Source organism: Nakamurella sp. (genome assembly GCF_044224575.1).
Classification (GTDB): Bacteria; Actinomycetota; Actinomycetes; order Mycobacteriales; family Nakamurellaceae; genus Nakamurella.
The window spans coordinates 51,736-71,146 of the sequence record NZ_JBGAKE010000017.1; the positions used below are offsets into that span (position 1 = coordinate 51,736).

A 19,411-nucleotide genomic window follows, 5' to 3' on the forward strand; every position below is an offset into this window, starting at 1 on the left:
TCCGCATCGTCCTGAGTCAAAGGGGCCACAGTGACTGAGACGACCAACCATGTCCGTGCCGTTGACCGCGAGGCGTGCTTCGTCGCGCCGAGTCCGGAGTTGGCGGAACGGTGGAAGACCGAGCTGGCCGACCTGCGGGAGGGCGGGGCTGACTCGGCCGTCGCCTCGGTCCTGGCGATCGGCCGCCAGCCCCGCCCGTTGGGTTTCGACGACGGGGTGATCCTGCCCCCCGACGAGTTCCCGTTGGACACCCCGCTGGCGGCCATCCGCAGCGCCGCCGCCGACCGCGCGCCGCTGCGTGGCTCCGTGCGGGTCATCGTGGTGCTGGTCGACTTCAGTGACAAGAAGATGGCCGCGACCGCTGACCATTTCCGGGACCTGTTCTTCTCCACCGGGAAGCTGCCCCACGGCAGTGTCCGGGAGTACTACCGGGACGTCACCAACAACCTGATCGATCTGGACGGCGAGGTGGTCGGGCCGTTCCGGATGCCGCAGACCCTGGCCTGGTACGCCAACGGCAACTTCGGGATCGGTCGGCCGACCGGTACGACGCGCGCCCGGGACATGGCCCAGGACGCATTCGCCGCCGCCAACCCGACGGTGAACTTCGGGCCGTACGACAACGACGGCAACGGCTACGTCGACGCGTTCATCGTCATCCACGCCGGCACCGGTGGGGAGGCATCCGGCAACAGCGGCGACATCTGGTCACACAAGTGGGTGCTGGCGTCACCCCAGAATGCCGACGGCACCAAGGTGTACGGGTACCTGACCATCCCCGAGGACGCCAAGATCGGCGTCTGCGCCCATGAACTCGGTCATCTGCTGTTCGGGTTCCCCGATCTCTACGACACCGACAACACCTCCGAGGGCATCGGCAATTGGTGCCTGATGGCGGCGGGGTCGTGGGGCGGTGGCGGTGACGTGCCGGTGCACCCGTCGGCCTGGTGCAAGGCAAACCAGGGTTGGGCATCGGTCACCAACATCACCGCGAACGGTCCGGCGACGATCGCGGACGTCAAGGCCAGCCGGAACGTGCTGCGTCTGTGGAAGGACGGCGCCGGCGGCACCGAGTACTTCCTGCTGGAGAACCGGCAACAGAGCGGGTACGACGTGAGCCTGCCCGGTGGGGGCCTGCTCATCTGGCACATCGACGACGCCCAGCCGGGGAACACCGACGAGAACCACTACAAGGTCGGCTTGATGCAGGCCGATGGCCGCCGCGATCTGGAACTCGACCACAATCGGGGCGACGCCGGCGATCCGTATCCCGGTTCCAGCTCCAACTCCAGCTTCTCCACGACGTCCACGCCGAACTCCCACTCCTACGCCAGCGTGGACACCTGCGTGTCGGTCACCGGTATCTCCGCGTCCGGGCCGAGCATGACCGCCCACCTCACCGTCAGCTGCGGCAAGTCGGTGACCAAGGACATCAAGGACCACAAGGACCTCAAGGAGCCGGTCAAGGAACGCAAGGACGCCAAGGACCGCAAGGACGGCATCAAGGACGCCAAGGAACCGGTCAAGGAACGCAAGGACGCCAAAGACCGCAAGGACGGCATCAAAGATGCCAAGGAACCGGTCAAGGAACGCAAGGACATCAAGGACCGCATCGAGAACAAGGGCCTGCTGCCCGACCGGCCGCCGCCCGGCGGCGATCCGTTCGGCGGGGGCGCCGCGGTGCCGGCCGGGGACGACATGTCCGCCGCGCTGGCCGAGCTGACCGAGCGGGTGGCGCTGCTCGAGCAGTTGGCCTTCGGCGGTGGCGACGGTGCCGGGTCGGGCGGGGCGGAGCCGTTCATCGGCGCCGACCTGCGGCCGGACCTGCTCGGTGGGCCGTCCTACGGTCCGGCACCGTCGGACATGCCCGGGGACCGTTCGACCAAGCGGCACCTGGACACTCCCCCGGTGCGGTGACCGCTGCCCGCTCGATCCTGCTGCTCGGGCACCCGTATGACCCCGGCACCCGCCGGTTGCGGTCCGAGATACGTTCCCGCTCGAGCTGTCCGGTGATGATTGCGCCGCCCGAGCTGCTCGCCGCGGCCGGCTGGCGGCACCATGTCGATGCCGCCGGCCGGGCCCGGACCCAGCTGCGACTGCCGAACGGCCACTGGCTGACCGACGAGGACGTGGGGTGCGTGGTGAACCGGTGGGACTACCTGCCGGCGCCGCGCCTGCGGAACCCGACCCCCCGCGACGCCGAGTACGGCGCACTGGAATTCCAGGCCTTGATCGCCAGCTGGCTGGCCGGCCTCGCCGACCGGGTCCTGAATCCGGTCGGCGGGCACGCCATCGACGTGGGACCCCGGTCGCCCCGGGCCTGGCTGGCGTTGGCCGGCCGGGCCGGGCTGCCGGTCGCCCCGTCGGCACTGGCCACCGCGGCGCGCTGGCTGCCCGCCGCCATGGCCGCGGGCGGCCGGCCCCGACCCCTAGGGCCGTATACGCCGCCCGACACGGCCGCCAGCGGAAGGATTCCCGTCGAGGTCGGCCGGCCGGAAACGGACATCACCGCGGGGGCCCGGACCGAATGGAGCGTGGCCGCGGCCCCCGAGGAGGAGGTGCTGGTCGCCGGCCGCCGTGCGGTCGACCCGCCGACGGCGGCCATCGGTGACGCCTGCATCGAGGTCACCGCCCGGGCCGGATGCGCGATCGCCGCCTTCCACTTCGAGCGGGCGGACGGCCGGCGGCGGCTGTGCCGGGTGACCACCCGACCCGCACTGACCGGACGCGGTCACGCCGCGGCCGTCGCCGAGCTGTGCCTGACGGTGGCGTCGGGGGCGGGAGCGGGAGCGGGAGCGCGCCGATGATCCTGTTCTACGGGCGGATGGATGATTCACCCCTCCGGCGCGCCGTCGAGGCCGCCCAGGAGCGGGGCGTGCCGTACGTGCTGATCGAGCAGCGGCACCTCGCCCAGCACGATCTGGCGCTCGCGGTCGACGACTCCGGTGTGGCGGGCACGATCGTCGCGGCCGGGGCCATGCTGGACCTGGCCACGGTGCACGCGGTCTACCTGCGGCCGCTGGACCTGCCCGCGGTCGGGGACCGGGTCGACCGGTTGCGGGCCGAGGCGTTTCACACGGGCCTGCTCGAATGGGCCGAGATCGCCGACTGCGTGGTGCTCAACCGGCCGTCGGCGATGGAATCCAACTCGTCCAAGCCGTTCCAGCAGCAACATATCGCTCGGTTCGGGTTTCGCGTCCCGGAGACGTTGGTGACCAGCGACCCGGACGCGGCACGCGACTTCCGGGACCGGCACGGTCGGACAGTCTTCAAGTCGGTGAGCGGAATCCGGTCCATCGTGCGGGAGTTCGACGATGACGCGGCCGCCCGGCTGGAGCGGATCAGACTGCTCCCCACCCTGTTCCAGCAGTACGTCCCGGGCGTCGACGTCCGCGTCCACGTCGTCGGCGCACAGGTGTTCGCCACCGAGATCCGATCGCCGGCCACCGACTACCGGTATGCCGCCCGGGACGGGGCCGACGTCGACCTGGCCGCCACCGACCTCCCCAGCAACCTCGCCGACCGCTGCCTCCGGCTCGCCGACGGGCTGGGGCTTCCCCTGTGCGGTATCGACCTGCGGCATCGGCCGGACGGGCAGTGGTTCTGCTTCGAGGTGAACCCCATGCCCGCCTACAGCTACTACGAATCGAACACCGGCCAAGCCATCGCCGACGCCATCATCGACACCTGCCTGAGCCGAACCCCGGCCACCGCCGGACATTGACCCCGGGCCTCCGGAACGCTCACGGCCCGAGCAGCCGCACGGAACCCGGATCGCGGTCGGCCATCGCGCCGTCGGGGGTGCGTTGCACCACGCAGACGACGCCGGTCCCCGGCTGCACCGCCGGGTCCAACAGCGACCGGTCGACGGTCACCAGAACCCGTGAGCCCACCGTCGAGGCCAGCAGATCCGGTCGCTCGTCGACTGGGGACGTCTCATCGACGTCGACCTCCAGCACGTCGAACTGTGCCAGCGAAGGATGCGGTACCCGGCCGGCCACGACGCCCCGCAACCGGCTGCGATTGTCCACCGACGGCACCACCGCGCGCTCCCTTCACGGTCACGGCCCCACCGTCATCATCCACCCACCGAAGCGGGTGCGCGGTGCTCGTCCGGCCCGAACCGGGACCGTGCGTGGCGAGCGGCGGCCGGATCTTGTCCGGGGGCGCGGACCCTCAGTGGGCGCCGAAAACGAAGACCGGTGCGGGATTCCCGGTGGGTGCGGTGGGTGGTGCGGTGGCTGCGGCGACGTCGGCCTCGTCCTGCCGCTGATCGAGTTTGGTCAGGAAGGCGATGCCGCGGGCGCGGGTCGGCGTTCCGTCGACGATGCCGTAGGCGGCCGGCGCGAGCCCGAGGACCATCAACACCGAGCCGGCCTCGGCGCTTTCCGAGGTCAGTTTCGGATCGACGTCGCGGGTCGGCGCCATCCGCGGCTTCTCCCCCTTGGCCCACCGCTGACGTCGACCCCGCCCGGCGGCTCCCACCGTCCGGCGGTGGCTGCTGTACATCGTGTGGAGGTTGCGGTTGAACCAGGTGAAGACGCCGGCGCGGGCCTCGCCGTCCGGATCCGTGCCCGAGTCTCCCCGCTGGTTCGCCGCCGACGGCGCCACCTCCAGGCGGAACGGCGCCGCGTACGCCGTCTTCCAGCGTGCGATGTCCTGCCGGAGCTTGGCCTCCGCGGCGCGGACGCTCGCCTGGATCGCGTTCGCGTCGACCTGGGCGGCGGGCGGGTTGCCGGTCATCTCCAGCTTGGCGTTGGCGACCATCGTGGCCATCACGCCGCCGGACATCGGTGGATAGACGACCTCCGCATGCGGGTACGGACAGACGTTGCTGCGATCCCAGCGTTTGATCGTGTAGATGTGGGCCACGCTCAGCGCAGAGTCGGCGGTGAGATCAAGCCACACCTGCCGGGTCCCCTTGGTGGCGACGATGTCGGGTCGGGTCGAACCGGAGGCGATCTGGTAGTCCAGGGTCCAGCCCGCCTGGCTGGTTCCCAGCAGATGGCAGGCCAGAGTCTCGATGGCGTAACCGAACTGGGCCGAGGACAATCCGGCGGCGTACCCCTTGGTGATCGCGTCCTTCATCTTGCGCACCCACAGGGCCAGGTAGCCGCTGGCGTCCACCAGCTCTTCCAGTCCGGTGAACAGCGGCCGGTTGATGATCTGGTTCAGCGCGGTGCCGGTGGTGGTGTCGACGATCGTCAGCAAGTTCTCCGCGTCCTGATCGAACGCCGTCGGGGCCGGATTCATCAGCGAACGCCCGAACACGTCGAGCGGGCCGTGCGCCCCACGAACCGAAACCCGTCGTCGAATCAGGCTCGCCGCACCCGTCGAGACGGGGTGCGCGGCCGCCGTCTCCCCGTCCGGAAAGGTCCGGGCCGTCACCAACCCGGCGACCGGCAGCGCCCCACCGAACTCCTCGGCGGACTCGGGACCGGCCGTGGGCTCCGGGGCCGCGGCGCGCTCGTCGGACCGGACGGACCGGCGGACGTCACGCAGCGGTTCGGCTCCGTGCCTGCTCACCACGCCACCTCCGCCCGTTCCCCACCCGATCACGGCGCCACCGAGCGAACCACAGCGCGAGGCCACCGGCAAGGCGCCGGCCGGGTGGCCGTCACGGCGCATCCGCGCCGATCACCATTACCTTCGGCCTTTGCGCCCTCGGTCCGGCACTCGGCCTCAGCGCTGGGACACCACCATCGCCGAGCCGCCACCGCGGCGTGATGTTTCAGCGGCCGCCACGAACCGGCCGTCGCCCAGGAGCCGGATCGCCGTGGCCGCCCCGATCTCGGGGGTACCGGCCAGCTGGTGGCCCATGGCCGTGAGCCCCTTCCCCAGGTCGCCGTCGACGATCACCGGTTCGGCCTGGATCGTGCCGTTGCGCGAGGACAGCCGTGGGGCGGCGATGGCATCCACCAGGGACAGGTCCCGGTCGAGGTGGCCCAGCAGGACCTGGGTGACGGTGGTGATGATCGTCGCACCACCCGGCGATCCGACGGCCAGGACCGGGCGTCCGCAGTCGAGCACGATGGTCGGGCTCATCGACGATCGCGGCCGCTTGCCCGGCCCGGGGAGATTGGGATCCGGCACGTTCGGGTCGGCCTGCTGGAAGTTGAAGTCGGTCATCTCGTTGTTCAGCAGGAAGCCGTAGCCCGGCACGGTGATGCCGGAACCACCGGTCTGCTCGATGGTCAGCGTGTACTCGGCGACGTTGCCCCACCGGTCGGTCACGGTCAGGTTCGTCGTGCCGTGTTCCTCCTTGTCGGCCGGTGCCGGCGCCACCGCCGGCCGGCAGCCCGCGGTCGAATATCGACCGTCCGGCTCGCCGAACGGGATCGGTCGAGCCGCCGCCTTCATCGGGTCGAAGAACTGGCAGGCCCGTTCGTCGGCGAAGCCCGGGGACAGCAGCTCGCGGGTCGGCACCCGGCGCACGTCGCCGACCCAGCGGTTGCGGTCGGCGAACGCGGTGGCGGTCGCCTCGGCGAAGCGGTGCAGGTACTGGACGTCGTCGACCGCCGACAGCAGTTGGCCGGTCATGCCCTGGTACGACTCGATCAGGTTGAGGGACTCGCCGACGGCGATTCCGCCGGATGACGGGGTCGGCATCCCGTAAATGTCCAGACCGTCGTACTGGGAGCGGGTCGGCGCGGGCGTCAGGGCCCGATACTGGCGCAGGTCGCGGCTGGTGATCTGGCCGGGGTAGACGGTCACGCCCGGCGCGGTGGCCGGCGTCCGCGCGGCCTGGACCAGGGCATGACCCATGTCGCCCCGGTACAACTCGTCGACGCCCCGATACCGCAGGGTCCGGTAGGCGGCGGCGAGATCGGGGTTGCGGAAGGTGCTGCCGACCACCGGAAGCTGTCCGCCCGGCAGGAAGACCCGGGCCGTCTCGGGGAACTTGCGGAACCGGGTCTCGTTGTCCTTGGTCTGCTGGGCGAAGGTCGCATCGACGACGAACCCGTCCGCGGCAAGCTGCTCGGCCGGGCGGAGCAGGTCGCGCAGCGGCCAGGTGCCGAACTGGCGAGCTGCCTTGTCCCACAACGCCGGCGTCCCCGGCACGCCCACCGACAGTCCCGAGCTGACCACGTCGGCGAACACCAAGGGCTTGCCCGAGCTGTCCAGGAAGGTGCGTTCGGTGAAACTCGCCGGGGCCGTCTCCCGGCCGTCGACGGTGAACACGGCTCGGCGCCGAGCGTCGTAGTAGACGAGGAACCCACCGCCGCCGATGCCGGCGGAATAGGGCTCGGTGACGCCGAGCGCGGCGGCCGTCGCGATCGCCGCGTCCGCCGCGTTCCCGCCGGCCCGCAGGACGTCGATGCCGACCTGGCTGGCATCCCGGTCGACCGTCGCGACCGCACCGCCGCTGCCGGTCATCGCCGGCTGTTTCGGAAGATCGGAGCCTCCGCCGTGGCCGCCGCCGCGGAACTCCCCCTGGTCCGCGGGCCGGGGTGCCCCGGACGCCGGAACGGCCGGGGCGAGGACCAGCGCGACGGTCGCGACGATCAGCGTGATGAGCGTGCGAGAAGCAAGGTGGCGCATCCTCAACTCCAGCGGTAGACCCGAACGATCGGTTCGCCATCACTCACTCAGGGTGGCTGTGCACTTACTGTGCGCCGCAGGTCAGCGCTGCGCCACCCTGCCGAGCGAATGATCCCGTCAAGTCCGAGTCCGCCCGTTCGTGCACCACCAGGGTCCAGACTCCCTGTATCGAGCGCGGAAGGTGGACGGTCTGGCGGAGAACCAGAACGACACGGACACCACCGGAACTCTCCGGGGGTACCGACGGCCCACGGAGATCGCTACGTGGCCTTGAGGCCCCGGAGCAGTATTTCGACGGCCTGCCTCGCCTCGGTTGCCCAGTGGGTGCGCGAAGCGGCCGCGCCGATGCCGTGCAGGATGAGCATGAGTGCGCCCGGGTCGGTGTCCTGACGAACGCTGCCTTCGCGTCTCGCGGCAGCGACGAGATCGGCCACCGTTCGCTCCAGCGCGTACCCCGCTTCGGCGTGGTCGTCGGACAGGCCGCTGACGCGGACGGCGAGCGTTCGCGCGAGCGCCACATGCGTGACGACGTAGTCGACGAATTCGCGCAGGAAGGTCGCCAAGGCCTCGCCGGCCGGTTGCCGGGCCAGCAGTTCGCGGGCGCGATCGCACAGCGCGGTGACCTCCCCCTGGTAGACGGCCATTGCCAGGGCCTCGCGCGTCGGGAAGTGCCGGTACAGCGTTCCGACGCCCAGACCCGCGAGCGCGGCGAAGTCATCGAACCGGATCGGCTCCTCGCCGCAGTCGAACGCCGCGCGCGCGGCGGCCACGAGCGCGGTGCGGTTGCGCTGGGCGTCGGCGCGCAGGACCCGCTTCTCGGTCACTCCAGACCCTCTCGTTGACAAACGGAGATCATCTCCATAACTTATCAGAAAAGCGGAGGCAACGTCCGTTTCAACCGTGAGCGACGAGGTGCGATGTGCGGATCTTGATGTTCGGCCGAGGAACGATTGCCACGATCTACGGCTGGGCACTGTCGCAAGCCGGCCATGACGTCGAGTTCTACGTCCGCCCCGGTCGTGCGGCCGAATACGGTGACACCATTCAGTTCGACCTGCTGGATGCCCGGGGCCGGCGGGCCGGCGAACGCGTCGTCGGTGAGTTCTCGATCCGGCTTCGCGAGGAGTTCGGCCCCGACGACGGTTTCGACCTGGTCGTCGTCAGCGTCGCGCACCACCGGCTGACCGCCGCCGCGGAGTTCATCGCTCCGCGCATCGGCGAGGCGACCGTCCTGGTGTTCGGCAACGTCTGGGCGGAACCGAGCACCGCGGTCGGGCCGATCCCGGCCGATCAGATCGTCTGGGGGTTTCCGCTGGCGGGCGGCGGATTCGACGATGCAGGCGTCCTCCGCGGTGCACTCCTCCGGAGGGTGGTCTTCGGCACGCTCAGGACGGCGCCGAGCGCGCGCGGTCTCGCCACCCGCGAGGCGTTCAGGCGCGCCCGCCTGATCATCCAGGAACAGCAGGACATCCGCGGGTGGCTCTGGATCCACTTCATCGCCGACGCCGGGATGCACGCGCAAGGCGTTCGGCTCGGGTCCCTCTCCAGGCTCATCGGGAATCGACGCGGCCTGCGCGAGGCGCTGCTGACCAGTCGTGAATTGTTGCCCGTCGTCGAGGCGCGAGGCGTCGACCTGCGCCGCCACCGCGCCAGTACTTCGCCGTTCCGGGTACCGGCCTGGCTGGTCGCACCCGCGATCGCATTGGCGACGTCCCGGGTGAGGCTCGCCCGCGCCAGCCTCGAAATGCATACCGACCCGAACGCGACCGAGCCGGCAGCGGTGTGCCGGGACGCGCTCCTCGAAGCGCGGCGCCTCGACGTCGCCGTACCGCGGCTCGACGCGGCAATGTGACGCCGACGCCAGCCCGGAACGCTCTGGGGGCACCGCACGTCACCGCACCTCGCGCGCCCCGGCCGGATCACCCGGTCGATCGACCGGCGCGAAATCCGACCGGGTGAGCCAGTACGGCAGATTTCGCCGGACCGAACCGGGCCCGTCGACCCTCAGTTCGCCGGACCGGAATGCCTGGGCCCAACCGACGTCGCCGCGCCACACCCGGGTGAAGAGTTGCAGTGGGGTATCGACCCGGCCGGTCACCGGGTGACCCGGATCGAAGTCGCACAGGTCCACCGCACCCTGACCGAGCACCAGCCACCAGTTCCGCTGACCCGGCGGCACGTCGCGGAAGCAGAACTGCAAGACGGTGCGACCCGGGGGCAGCGCATCGACGTCGATGTGGCGCTGCACATCCCACATCAGCAGATGCGGGTCGTAGTCCTCGTCACCGAGTTCCGGCATCCACCGGATGCCCCACCGGCCGATCGACTCGATCACCGGTTGCAGCTCGCGGCCGGCCGGGGTGAGTGTGTAATACACCCGCTTACCCTGCTCGTGCCGGTCGATCACCCCGGCGCGGGCCAGGGTCCGTAATCGGGTCGTCAGCAGCGTGGGCGACATCTTCGGCACGCCTCGCTGCAGGTCGCCGAAGGTGCGGCTGCCGGCGATCAGCTCACGAACGATCAGCATGGTCCATCGCTCGTCGAGCAGCTCCATCGCCTTGGCCACCGGGCAGAACTGGCCGTATTGGGTCATGCCCACGCTCCTCGTTCACTCCAGATCTTGTAGTGGATCACTACAAAACCCGCACTGACCAGCACCGCGGTCCCGGGAGCACGCTCAGTGACGTCACCGGGCCGGAACCGCCGGCCACGTCACTGTCAGGAGTCACCATGACGACCAGCACCGCTGCCGGACCCGATCTCGTGGCGCTCAAGACCGGGCAACATCAGACCTGGAGCAGCGGCAATTACGGGAGGATCGCCTGGATCACCGAACCGCTGGCCGACGAGCTCGTCGCGGCGGTCGATCTGGTCCCGGGCCGCACCGTCCTCGACGTCGCCACCGGCACCGGTCACGTCGCTATCGCGGCCGCCCGGGGTTTCTGCCCGACCACCGGGATCGACTATGTCGCCGGACTCGTCGACACCGCCGCCCGCCGGGCGGCCGCCGAGGGCCTGGACATCACCTTCGAGGTCGGCGACGCGGAAGCGCTGCCGTACGCCGACGGCCGGTTCGACTACGTGCTGTCCGCGATCGGCACCATGTTCACCGCGAACCACCAGCAGACCGCCGACGAGATGGTCCGGGTCTGCCGCCCCGGCGGCCGGATCGGCATGGCCAACTGGACACCGTCGGGCTTCGTCGGGCGCATGCTGCAGACCGTCGGGCGCCACGTCGCGCCGCCGGCCGGCGCCCTGCCGCCCACCCGCTGGGGAGATCCGCGCGTGGTGGCCGAACTGTTCGGCGGGCAGGTCGACGACCTGCGCACCTGGACCACCGCCGTGCGGCAACGGTTCCTCGGGGCCGAGCACTTCGCCGACTTCTTCCTCGCGAACTACGGACCCACCCTGAAGGCCGCCGGGAAGCTGAACGACGCCGGCCGGGCCGCGTTCCGGGCCGATCTCGTCGCCCTCGCCGAGGAATTCAACCTCGCCACCGACGGCACCTTCGTCTCCGAGTGGGAGTACCTGCTGGTCTCCGCCCGGAAGCGATGATCTGCCCGTCCACCTGCATGCCGGGTGCCGGGTCGCGTCGACGAGTCCCGGCACGGACGCCCTGGGGCATAGCATCTGGGCCGTGACGGATATCCCCGCACAGATCGAGGCCTACCTCGCGAGTCATCCCGAGCCCAAGCAGGCCGATCTCCGCCGGTTGCACGCGCACATGGTCGCGGAGTATCCCGATTGCCGGTTGTGGTTCAACGACGGCCGGAACGAAAGCGGCAAGGTGGTCGCCAACCCCAACATCGGCTACGGCGTCTATCCGATCAGCTACGCCGACGGGTCGTCGCGGGAGTTCTACCGGATCGGCCTGAGCGCCAACACGTCCGGAATATCGGTCTACGTGCTCGGACTCGACGACAAGAGTTTTCTGATGCGAACCTACGGGGCCTCGATCGGGAAGGCCACCATCACGGGCTACTGCATCAAGTTCCGGCGCCTGTCGGCGATCGACACCGAAGTACTCCAGTCGGCCATCCGCCACCGCATGCACGTTGATGGGGCGGGCTGAGGACTACCTGCTGACCTCCTTCTACTCATCGACCGATCGATCGGGCCGATCCGGCAGGATCTTCCGCACATATTTGCGTAGCCGCGCTCGAAAGTCCTCCACCAGCGTCGGCCCGGCGCCTGATTCGAAGGTCACGATCGCATGTGGCTTGAGGTAGAACGGTATCTCCGCCGGGTCGACATCGATCGCCACGCGCTGGTAGAGCAGGGGCGAGACGCCTTTCGCATGGACGTGACCCAGTTCGTACATGACGTTCCGGTTGAATCCCGTGATGTCGACGAGAACGACGTCCGCGGCGGCCAGGGATCGGGTGAACTTGTCGTAGATCTCACCACCCTCGGGTTCGAGGTCGACCCGATCGACCACCAGTCCTTCATCCTCGATCACCATCTGGACAACGCCGGCAAAGAACTCCTTGGATTCTCCATCGAAGGGGAGGAGCGCCAGGCATCGCCGCTCGATCCCGCGCCAGAGATACGTGAGGACCCGTTCGGCGAGTTCGGTCATCGCCGCACCGTCCAGCGAGCCGAGATCGACTGCCTCGAGCCCGTTCCACTCGTCGTCAGACAGCTTGAACCACTTCTGGATCTGCGGGCGATTTCTCCGCCAGTATCGTGCCGAGGCCGAGGCCGCCCCGGTGAAGGGGAGGGGCAGGGCGCTCCGGTTGATCGCGAGAGCAAGGTCGAGCACCTGAGCGGTATTGGCCTTTCCTTCAACGGTGACGACGGCATCGACGCCTTTGACCAGCACGAATCGCCGGGCCTGGGGTGTGGCGCCGTCTATGCTCCTGACCGCTCCCGCCCGGAAGTAGCGGGCGTCATCGGAGCCGCGGTTGAATTCCGAGGGCAGCCAGGTCTCGATCCACTCGGCTTCGCTCCGCTGCCCAGCGCCGAGGACTTCCCGCGCGCCCTCGACGGCCTCGTAGTCGGTGGACGTCAGCCTGGCCTCGTTCGGATCGGCGTCGGCTCCCTCACCGGAGACCCGGTCGCTGAAGCCGCCGGTGACCAGGGTCAGCCTGGTATCCGTGGCGATCGCCTGACCGAGGCAACGCGCGAACCGGGCAACGTGGCCATCAAGACTCGAGCCACCGTGGACGGCAACGCGGTGAATCACGGCTCCACCTCCAGCGCCCATCCGGCGCCCTCGAACAGACCCTTCCGCGCGGCCTCGAGCGGCGCGGTCGGCAGGTTCAGCACACCAAGGAAATCCAACTGCCGAAAGGTGCTGCACAGATGCCCATCGGGCGGGCGCACCTGGCCGGCGGCCTGAAAGGCCAACCGGATGGCGTCAATATCACCGGCGGATTCCAGGATGACCCGATGGAGCAAGCATTCGGCGATAGCTGCAGCGGCCCAGTAACGTTCATCGGGTCTGGCCAGGGCGAGACCCGATGCGACCCGGACGACCGGCAGCAGTTCGCGGGCCTGGGCGGCGGACCGCACATCACCGTCGCCGACGGCCAGGGTGACGTCGATCGCGACGACGTTGACGCGCATCAGGTCGGCGTCCCGCAGTTCCCGGGCCAGTGTCAAGGAGTGGCGCGTCGACTCCCACCGGTTGTCGGGAACCGTGCGTCGGCGCACCAGCCCCCACCGCGCAACCTCCATCACCGACTGGACGGCGAATCGTTGGCCGGTCGCTTGCCGGCCCGGGCGACGAACCCGCCCAGGGCCGACCATGCCTCGACGGCCGCGTCGTCGGAGATGCCGGCCGCGTCGTCGCGGTAGCGGACGTGCCGCAGGGCGGACACGTCGAACGGCGCCCTCGTGCCGGCCGGGCCGATCAGTATCGTCTGACCCGGCCGAAGCAGGTGGCGCAGGCCGAGTTCCCAGCCGACATTGAAGTTCCCGGTCTGCAGATCGGCGATGACCAGGTCGGCCCGGGCCAGTGACTCGATCATCGGCTCAAGCACGATTCCCGAGTCGATCTGCGCGTCCGCGCGTTCGTAGTCGAGTTGGGCGTTCTCCAGGGTCGGCACCAGGATCTTGGAGTACACCAGATCGCAGTCCACCTCGAACCTGCGCTCCGCATCGGTCCTGACCCCGAAGGGCATGAGGATGAAGCACTTCGGCCGGCTCGGGATGTCAACGGTCGGATCGATCCGCAAGACCGGCGTGCCGGTCAGAGCCGACCGGTGCAGCAGATCGTCGATCATCCGACCCTCGCCCGGAGCGGCCACCACCAGCCCCACGCACCGCTGATCCCCCTCGGCAAGCTCGGCGGCGCGGTCCAGAATGACCTGATTCGCCCGGCGATACGCCCCCTCCCCGGGTTCCAGATCGAGCGTCTCCACGGTTCCGCCGCGCTTCAGCACCTCCGCCACCACGTTGTCGAAACGATGGCGCGACCCGGATTCCACGGAGTCCTCGCGAAAGATCTGGCGGGTGGTCGGCAGCACCACATGCACCGCGGGGCCGTCCGGGAGGGCCAACGCGGCCTCCAGCACCAGCAAGTCCGCTCCGTCGGCGGCGGCGCCCACCACGGCCGAGGGCGCCAACCCGGCCAGCAACCGTCGGACCCGAATCCCGACCACCTCGGGATTGCCCTCGAGAGACCTCATGCGACGTCCCGCGTAGGCCACGATCACCGGCCGACTGTAACCCCGTAACCGGATTGCGGCCGATCGGAATGTCCGTGACGATTTCCCTTTGTCCGAATTCGAGGAGGGGGCATCACGGTCACCGATGTGCTGCCGGACCGGGCCTGACGAGCGGCAAGGACAGGTGGGGCGACACGCCGAGCTCACGCCACGATGGCTCGAGGAGAACGACCTGGGCCGCATTCGCGCCCGGCACGTCCAGGCCCTCGACTCGGTCGACCACCTGGACGAACTCCGCGAAGTGGGCCGGAAGGTCGCCGAACAGGTTGTCGCCGAACACTTCGCCGGGTAGTGGGAGCGAGCAACGCGCGCACCGACACCACCGTCACCCCCGCGGGGGGGACCCGACTATGAAGGCAGCGTCCCAACTCCCCCGCAGGCCGGGCAGGTGGTCAGCACGTGTAGTAATTCCCGAACTGGTCCTGGCACACGTCGGTTCCGCCCGCAGCGCCCCCTGACATGCCGCCTGCAATGGCCCCAAAGACGATCAAGGCCACCACAATTCCGCCGATCCAGGCGAAGACTTTGACCGTCGTCGTTGTACCGGTCGCCGGCCGAACGAGATTCTGCCCGGCACCGGGCCCAGCAGCCATTGCGGATCCGTTCGAACCGACCCGATTGTCGTTCATCGCGGCTGGGAACGCAGCCGGTCCCGCTGCGAACTGAATTCGTTCTATGTGCTGAGCGGTGTCGGCGTAGATGTCCCGGCGGCTACGCAGCCGGCTGAGGAGCGCAACACCACCGCGCCGCTCGTCGAGATCCTCCGACCGCGCAGCATTCTGCAATTGGTTCACGATGGCGATCTGCTCTTCGTACGAGAGTTGCCGTCCCAGATCGATCTGATCGCTCAGATTCGACAGATAGGACAGCGGAATCGGCGGAGGTGATGGCAATGGGCGCGGCAACGGCCGTACCGGCGGCAGCCGATTCAGTGCCCGGACCAGGGCTGCCGTCTCGCTGCCGATGTCGGCGGTGGTCGCGTCGACCAGTTGAACCATGCTGAGGTCCGCCGGGAGGGCGGACACGGATATCGGGGCGATCATGATCGGTAGAATGCTTTTTCCCAGCCGGTTGGCATAGTCCCGCTCGAAGCGACACGCCTGGGATGCCAACGAGGCGGGGGACAGGATCACGATCATGACGTCGGACTCCTGAATGGCCCGAATGATGACGTCCCACCACAACTGGCCCCCGGATAGGTGCCGGTCGGCCCAGGGCTGGTGATCGATCTCCGCCAGCAGAGCGCTGATGCGGTCGGCAGCCGGCTTGTCGTCGCGCGAATAGGAAACGAAGATCTTCACGGAGCGCCCCCCACCGAGTCGCTGTCACTGAATGCAGATTCTCTCGCAACCGACGATGCCTTTGGCATCGCATCGATCAACGTCCGTTCGGCACCACCCCCGACACTCTTGAGAGTAGTGCCGGCCGGCTCGTACACAACTGATTTTCCATTCATGCCAGTTGATACGTCGGCCGGTGACCACACGGTTCTCGCCGACGGGTCAATCGTGGATGCGCTGGCCCCGTCGCACGCTCGGCGGCCGCCCGGCTCGCTCGGCCAGGGGCAGACCAGAACGACGCAACCGCATCGCGACATGCACCGGCGGAGGCGAACGTGAATACCGCCGCACCGGGGCCAGGCGAGATGGTGTTCAGGCCGGCTTGTGCAGCACCCCGCTCGCCGGCGTCACCCGCAGGTCCTCCCCCTCGCATTCGGCACTGCCGTCCACGATCAATGACATCCCGCCCGGCTCGCGCGGCGGCCAGACGACCGTGACGGCCGGGTTCGCCCGGGCGTTCGCGATGGATCCCCGCCCGGGCCGAGTGATCACCAGCCGGCCGTCGGCGAGCGACGGCCGCACCGACACCACCTTCACCCGCGCCGGGGACCCCACAGGATCCACGGTCAACAGGTAACCGGCGTCGAAGTCACCCAGCACTCGCGGCAGGTCGTCGGGTTCCACCTTGATGCTCATGGCGGCGAGGCTATCGCCGCACGTCTGCCGGCAACCAGCGCGCAGCACGAAACCACCGGCGCGGGGTAAGGATGGTGGGGTGAGCATCCGCACCGTGCTGGTGGTGGGGGCGGGCATCGCCGGCTCGACGGTCGCGTGCCTGCTGGGCCGGCGTCGGCTCGCCGTGACGGTCGTGGAGCGCTCCGGCGGCCACCGCTCCAGCGGCAGCCCGGTGGACGTCCGCGGGCCGGCCCTGCGGGTGGTCGAGCGGATGGGCCTGCTGCCGCCGATCCGAGCCCGCGCGACGAGAACGACCCGGCTCGCCGCGGTCGACGCCGACGGCGCCCTGATCGGTTGGATCCCCACCCAGAGCGGACCGCGGGCGATCGAGATCCCGCGCGGCGACCTCGCCGCGATCCTGGCCGCCGCCGCCCGCGACCAGGCCGAGTTCCGCTACGACGACACCGTGACCGGCCTGCGGGGGGACGCCGGCGGCGTGGACGTAGCGTTCGAGCACGGTCCCGCGCAACGGTTCGATCTCGTCATCGGCGCCGACGGCCTCCACTCGACGGTGCGACGTCTCGCGTTCGGTCCGGAGCAGCGGTTCGCCACCCACCTCGGCCTGTCCATCGCGACGCTCATGCTCGGCGCGCCCGCCGCCGACCCGCGGACGGTGCTCATCCACGGAGCGCCCGGGCGGGCCGCGATCCTGCATCCGACGAACGGACGGGAGGGCGCGGCCTTCATCTTCCGACACGCCCGGTTCCCGGCCGAGGCCACCCGGGACCCCGGTGCTCGACTCGACCTGCTGACCACCACGTACGACGGCATGCAGTGGCGCGTACCCGAATTCCTCGACCGGTTCCGTACCGCCGACGACATCTACTTCGACGGGGTCAGCCGAATCCGGGTGGATCGCTGGTCGCGCGGGCGGACCGTGCTGGTCGGTGACGCGGCCGGCTGCGTCTCCCTGCTCGGCGAGGGATCGAGCATGGCCGTCGTGGGCGCCGCGACCCTGGCCGCGCACCTGCGGCAACAACCCGATGACGTCGCCGTCGCACTGCGCGAGTACGAGCGGGTTCACCGCCGACGGCTCCGCCCGCACCACGCCGGCGCCCCCCTGGCCGGACACCTGCTGGTGCCGGCCACCCGGGGCGGCGTCGCCACCCGCGACGCCCTGTTCCACGCCTACGCGGCGACGCACCCGCGGGCATACGGCGGCCGCTGATCACCGGTGGTCGCCTCGCTGACACCACTGACACCATCGGTGACACCACATGCCAGCGGGATGTGCGCCGGATGTCAGGGCCCCCGGGCAGGGTGAGTGTCGGACAGCAACGAGACATCGAGGAAGGGGTCCCCTATGAGCTTCATTATCGAGGCCGAGGGCCTGCGCAAGGCGTTCGGCAAGACGCAGGCGCTGGACGGAGTCGATCTCGCCGCCCGGGAGGGCACCGTGCTCGGCGTACTGGGGCCGAACGGCGCCGGCAAGACCACGGCGGTCCGAGTGCTGGCCACGCTGCTCCGGGCGGATGCCGGCACGGCCCGGGTCGACGGGTTCGACGTCGTCTCCGAGGCCGGCAAGGTGCGCCGCACCATCGGCCTCACCGGCCAGTACGCCTCCGTCGACGAGGACCTGACGGGCATCGAGAACCTGGTCATGATCGGCACGCTGCTCAACCTGTCGACCCGCGACGCCAAGGCCCGCGCCCGGGAGCTGCTCGACTGGTTCGGGCTGGCCGACGCCGCCGGGCGCCGCGCGAAGACGTATTCCGGCGGCATGCGGCGACGCCTGGACCTGGCCGCCAGCCTGGTCGGCCGGCCGCGAGTGATCTTCCTGGACGAGCCCACCACCGGTCTGGACCCGGCGAAGCGGGAGGACATGTGGGACGTCGTCCGCCGCCTGGTGTCCGACGGGTCCACCGTCCTGCTCACCACCCAGTACCTGGAGGAGGCCGACGCGCTGGCCGATGAGATCAGCGTCATCGACCGCGGCCGGGTGATCGCTCACGACACCCCCGAGGGGTTGAAGCGGACGATCGGCGGTCAACGTATCCGGGTCCGGCCGACGGACCCCGACCGGCTGGACGACGTCGCCTCCGTGCTCACCGAGATTGCCGGCCGGACCCCCGAGCCGACCGGCCGGAACGAACTGACCGCCGCGGTGGACACCGGCGAGCTGGCCCTGGCCGCGACCGTCGGCCGGCTCGCCGAGGCGGGCATCGGCGTCACCGAACTGTCCCTGCACCTGCCCACGCTGGACGAGGTCTTCATGACGCTGACCGGCCAACGCGTCGGTTCCGAGATCACCATCGACACCAGCAAGGAGGTGGCCGCATGACGACGGTCACGACCACCCCGGCGAGCGGCCGCCACGCGGCCGCTCCCACCCCGAGCGAGACCCCGGCCGCGGGCGCGCTGGCCTATCCGCGGCACACGTTCTCGCTGGCCAAGCGCAGCCTGCTGAAGATGTGGCGCACCCCCGAGGCGCTGATCGACGTCACCCTGCAGCCGATCATCTTCCTGCTGATGTTCACCTACATCTTCGGTGGGGCGATCGCCGGCAGCTCGTCCGACTACCTGCAATTCCTGCTACCCGGTCTGCTCGGTCAGTCGATCGCGATGGCCGGCGTCGCGCTCGGGCAGAACCTGAACGCCGACATCGAGAAGGGCGTCTTCGACCGGTTCCGCTCGCTGCCCATCGGCCGCTCCGTGCCGCTGGTCGGCGCGGTGACGGCGGACATCGCGCGGTACTTCATCCTGTGCGTGGTCACCCTGGGTTTCGGCATGATCATGGGCTTCCGGGTGGAGACCAATGCCGCGGCGGCGGTGGCCGCGGTGTTGCTGGCGATCGCGTTCGCGCTGTGCTTCTGCTGGATCTCGGTGTTCGTCGGGATGAAGGCCCGGACGTCCGGCGCGGTGCAGGGCATCATGTTCCTGATCGTGCTGCCACTGTCGTTCGCGTCCAACACGTTCGTGCCGACGACGACCATGCCGAGCTGGCTGGCCGCCTTTGCCAACTTCAACCCGATCTCCCAGCTCGTCACCACCATGCGGGGGCTGATGGTCGGCGGGCCGGTGGCCACCAGCCTGATGTGGACGTTCGTCTGGATGGCCGTCCTGCTGGTGGTTTTCGTGCCGCTCGCGCTGCGCGGGTACCGCCGCCGGGTCTGAGGCACGAACACGCAGAAGGGCTCCCCGACCACTGGTTTCGTCCGGTCGGGGAGCCCTTCTGGTTGTCGA

20 protein-coding genes are annotated in these 19,411 nt (G+C 69.6%); 10 read left to right on the forward strand and 10 right to left on the reverse strand.

Annotated elements, in window-relative coordinates; genetic code table 11:
- Nucleotides 1-30: 30 nt before the first annotated feature.
- Genes ACILSK_RS18125 through ACILSK_RS18135 form a run of 3 tightly spaced genes read left to right on the forward strand, consistent with a single transcriptional unit; the run spans nucleotide 31 to nucleotide 3,724 of the window.
- Nucleotides 31-1,917 (forward strand): M6 family metalloprotease domain-containing protein, encoded by a 1,887-nt coding sequence (locus tag ACILSK_RS18125; protein WP_395728581.1) that lies wholly within the window; start codon nucleotides 31-33, stop codon nucleotides 1,915-1,917.
- Nucleotides 1,914-2,807, forward strand: coding sequence for a hypothetical protein (locus tag ACILSK_RS18130; protein ID WP_395728582.1), 894 nt, complete (start codon nucleotides 1,914-1,916; stop codon nucleotides 2,805-2,807). Before ACILSK_RS18125 ends, ACILSK_RS18130 begins: the two co-directional genes overlap by 4 nt.
- Complete coding sequence (locus ACILSK_RS18135; RefSeq protein ID WP_395728583.1) at nucleotides 2,804-3,724, forward strand: RimK family alpha-L-glutamate ligase; 921 nt, start codon at nucleotides 2,804-2,806, stop codon at nucleotides 3,722-3,724. The genes ACILSK_RS18130 and ACILSK_RS18135 overlap by 4 nt, the downstream gene beginning before the upstream one ends.
- Nucleotides 3,725-3,743: 19 nt before the next feature.
- Here the strand turns inward: ACILSK_RS18135 and ACILSK_RS18140 are convergent, their stop codons facing one another.
- The 4 genes from ACILSK_RS18140 to ACILSK_RS18155 all read right to left on the reverse strand — a co-directional run bounded on the left by ACILSK_RS18140 (nucleotide 3,744) and on the right by ACILSK_RS18155 (nucleotide 8,366).
- Nucleotides 3,744-4,031: a hypothetical protein gene (locus tag ACILSK_RS18140; protein ID WP_395728584.1), complete on the reverse strand. Its 288-nt coding sequence runs from the start codon at nucleotides 4,029-4,031 to the stop codon at nucleotides 3,744-3,746.
- 145 nt (nucleotides 4,032-4,176) lie between these two features.
- Nucleotides 4,177-5,526, reverse strand: a complete 1,350-nt coding sequence (locus ACILSK_RS18145; RefSeq protein WP_395728585.1) for a hypothetical protein — start codon at nucleotides 5,524-5,526, stop codon at nucleotides 4,177-4,179.
- Between the two features lie 156 nt (nucleotides 5,527-5,682).
- Nucleotides 5,683-7,542: a gamma-glutamyltransferase gene (gene ggt, locus ACILSK_RS18150; protein WP_395728586.1), complete on the reverse strand. Its 1,860-nt coding sequence runs from the start codon at nucleotides 7,540-7,542 to the stop codon at nucleotides 5,683-5,685.
- A gap of 260 nt (nucleotides 7,543-7,802) precedes the next feature.
- Nucleotides 7,803-8,366 carry a TetR/AcrR family transcriptional regulator gene (locus ACILSK_RS18155; protein WP_395728587.1) on the reverse strand — a complete coding sequence of 188 codons (564 nt, stop codon included), beginning with the start codon at nucleotides 8,364-8,366 and terminating at the stop codon, nucleotides 7,803-7,805.
- A 95-nt stretch (nucleotides 8,367-8,461) separates the two neighbouring features.
- Here ACILSK_RS18155 and ACILSK_RS18160 point away from each other — a divergent pair, with 95 nt between their 5' ends.
- Entirely contained in the window at nucleotides 8,462-9,394 is a 933-nt protein-coding gene (locus ACILSK_RS18160; protein WP_395728588.1) for a ketopantoate reductase family protein, read from the forward strand.
- A 39-nt stretch (nucleotides 9,395-9,433) separates the two neighbouring features.
- On the opposite strand, the gene ACILSK_RS18165 is transcribed toward ACILSK_RS18160, so the two are convergent.
- Nucleotides 9,434-10,135: a winged helix-turn-helix transcriptional regulator gene (locus ACILSK_RS18165; RefSeq protein ID WP_395728589.1), complete on the reverse strand. Its 702-nt coding sequence runs from the start codon at nucleotides 10,133-10,135 to the stop codon at nucleotides 9,434-9,436.
- A 137-nt stretch (nucleotides 10,136-10,272) separates the two neighbouring features.
- Here ACILSK_RS18165 and ACILSK_RS18170 point away from each other — a divergent pair, with 137 nt between their 5' ends.
- Complete coding sequence (locus ACILSK_RS18170; RefSeq protein ID WP_395728590.1) at nucleotides 10,273-11,097, forward strand: methyltransferase domain-containing protein; 825 nt, start codon at nucleotides 10,273-10,275, stop codon at nucleotides 11,095-11,097.
- An 82-nt stretch (nucleotides 11,098-11,179) separates the two neighbouring features.
- Nucleotides 11,180-11,614, forward strand: coding sequence for a DUF1801 domain-containing protein (locus ACILSK_RS18175; RefSeq protein ID WP_395728591.1), 435 nt, complete (start codon nucleotides 11,180-11,182; stop codon nucleotides 11,612-11,614).
- 21 nt (nucleotides 11,615-11,635) lie between these two features.
- Here the strand turns inward: ACILSK_RS18175 and ACILSK_RS18180 are convergent, their stop codons facing one another.
- The 3 genes from ACILSK_RS18180 to ACILSK_RS18190 are packed head-to-tail and all read right to left on the reverse strand — an operon-like array spanning nucleotide 11,636 to nucleotide 14,174.
- On the reverse strand, nucleotides 11,636-12,727 hold the full coding sequence (locus ACILSK_RS18180) for a hypothetical protein (RefSeq protein ID WP_395728592.1): 1,092 nt from the start codon (nucleotides 12,725-12,727) through the stop codon (nucleotides 11,636-11,638).
- Complete coding sequence (locus tag ACILSK_RS18185; protein WP_395728593.1) at nucleotides 12,724-13,224, reverse strand: hypothetical protein; 501 nt, start codon at nucleotides 13,222-13,224, stop codon at nucleotides 12,724-12,726. The genes ACILSK_RS18180 and ACILSK_RS18185 overlap by 4 nt, the downstream gene beginning before the upstream one ends.
- Nucleotides 13,221-14,174, reverse strand: coding sequence for a hypothetical protein (locus ACILSK_RS18190; protein ID WP_395728594.1), 954 nt, complete (start codon nucleotides 14,172-14,174; stop codon nucleotides 13,221-13,223). Before ACILSK_RS18190 ends, ACILSK_RS18185 begins: the two co-directional genes overlap by 4 nt.
- A gap of 163 nt (nucleotides 14,175-14,337) precedes the next feature.
- On the opposite strand from ACILSK_RS18190, the gene ACILSK_RS18195 reads away from it, so the two are divergent.
- Entirely contained in the window at nucleotides 14,338-14,505 is a 168-nt protein-coding gene (locus ACILSK_RS18195) for a hypothetical protein (RefSeq protein WP_395728595.1), read from the forward strand.
- Nucleotides 14,506-14,605: 100 nt separating this feature from the next.
- Here ACILSK_RS18195 and ACILSK_RS18200 read toward each other — a convergent pair whose 3' ends face one another.
- Both ACILSK_RS18200 and ACILSK_RS18205 read right to left on the reverse strand, forming a co-directional pair.
- On the reverse strand, nucleotides 14,606-15,514 hold the full coding sequence (locus ACILSK_RS18200) for a toll/interleukin-1 receptor domain-containing protein (RefSeq protein WP_395728596.1): 909 nt from the start codon (nucleotides 15,512-15,514) through the stop codon (nucleotides 14,606-14,608).
- A gap of 351 nt (nucleotides 15,515-15,865) precedes the next feature.
- On the reverse strand, nucleotides 15,866-16,189 hold the full coding sequence (locus tag ACILSK_RS18205) for a pyridoxamine 5'-phosphate oxidase (protein WP_395728597.1): 324 nt from the start codon (nucleotides 16,187-16,189) through the stop codon (nucleotides 15,866-15,868).
- 79 nt (nucleotides 16,190-16,268) lie between these two features.
- On the opposite strand from ACILSK_RS18205, the gene ACILSK_RS18210 reads away from it, so the two are divergent.
- The 3 genes from ACILSK_RS18210 (at nucleotide 16,269) to ACILSK_RS18220 (ending at nucleotide 19,342) form a co-directional block, all read left to right on the forward strand.
- Complete coding sequence (locus ACILSK_RS18210) at nucleotides 16,269-17,396, forward strand: FAD-dependent monooxygenase (protein ID WP_395728598.1); 1,128 nt, start codon at nucleotides 16,269-16,271, stop codon at nucleotides 17,394-17,396.
- Nucleotides 17,397-17,531: 135 nt separating this feature from the next.
- Nucleotides 17,532-18,509 carry an ATP-binding cassette domain-containing protein gene (locus ACILSK_RS18215; RefSeq protein ID WP_395728599.1) on the forward strand — a complete coding sequence of 326 codons (978 nt, stop codon included), beginning with the start codon at nucleotides 17,532-17,534 and terminating at the stop codon, nucleotides 18,507-18,509.
- Nucleotides 18,506-19,342: an ABC transporter permease gene (locus ACILSK_RS18220; protein ID WP_395728600.1), complete on the forward strand. Its 837-nt coding sequence runs from the start codon at nucleotides 18,506-18,508 to the stop codon at nucleotides 19,340-19,342. The genes ACILSK_RS18215 and ACILSK_RS18220 overlap by 4 nt, the downstream gene beginning before the upstream one ends.
- Nucleotides 19,343-19,411: the final 69 nt, after the last annotated feature.

Excerpts from the sequence above, each read along its gene's own strand:
- ACILSK_RS18215 (WP_395728599.1), top strand. The coding sequence starts at position 17,532 with ATGAGCTTCATTATCGAGGCCGAGGGCCTGCGCAAGGCGTTCGGCAAG.
- ACILSK_RS18220 (WP_395728600.1), top strand. The coding sequence starts at position 18,506 with ATGACGACGGTCACGACCACCCCGGCGAGCGGCCGCCACGCGGCCGCT.
- ACILSK_RS18165 (WP_395728589.1), bottom strand. The coding sequence starts at position 10,135 with ATGACCCAATACGGCCAGTTCTGCCCGGTGGCCAAGGCGATGGAGCTG.
- ACILSK_RS18170 (WP_395728590.1), top strand. The coding sequence starts at position 10,273 with ATGACGACCAGCACCGCTGCCGGACCCGATCTCGTGGCGCTCAAGACC.
- ACILSK_RS18135 (WP_395728583.1), top strand. The coding sequence starts at position 2,804 with ATGATCCTGTTCTACGGGCGGATGGATGATTCACCCCTCCGGCGCGCC.
- ACILSK_RS18205 (WP_395728597.1), bottom strand. The coding sequence starts at position 16,189 with ATGAGCATCAAGGTGGAACCCGACGACCTGCCGCGAGTGCTGGGTGAC.
- ACILSK_RS18190 (WP_395728594.1), bottom strand. The coding sequence starts at position 14,174 with ATGAGGTCTCTCGAGGGCAATCCCGAGGTGGTCGGGATTCGGGTCCGA.
- ggt (WP_395728586.1), bottom strand. The coding sequence starts at position 7,542 with ATGCGCCACCTTGCTTCTCGCACGCTCATCACGCTGATCGTCGCGACC.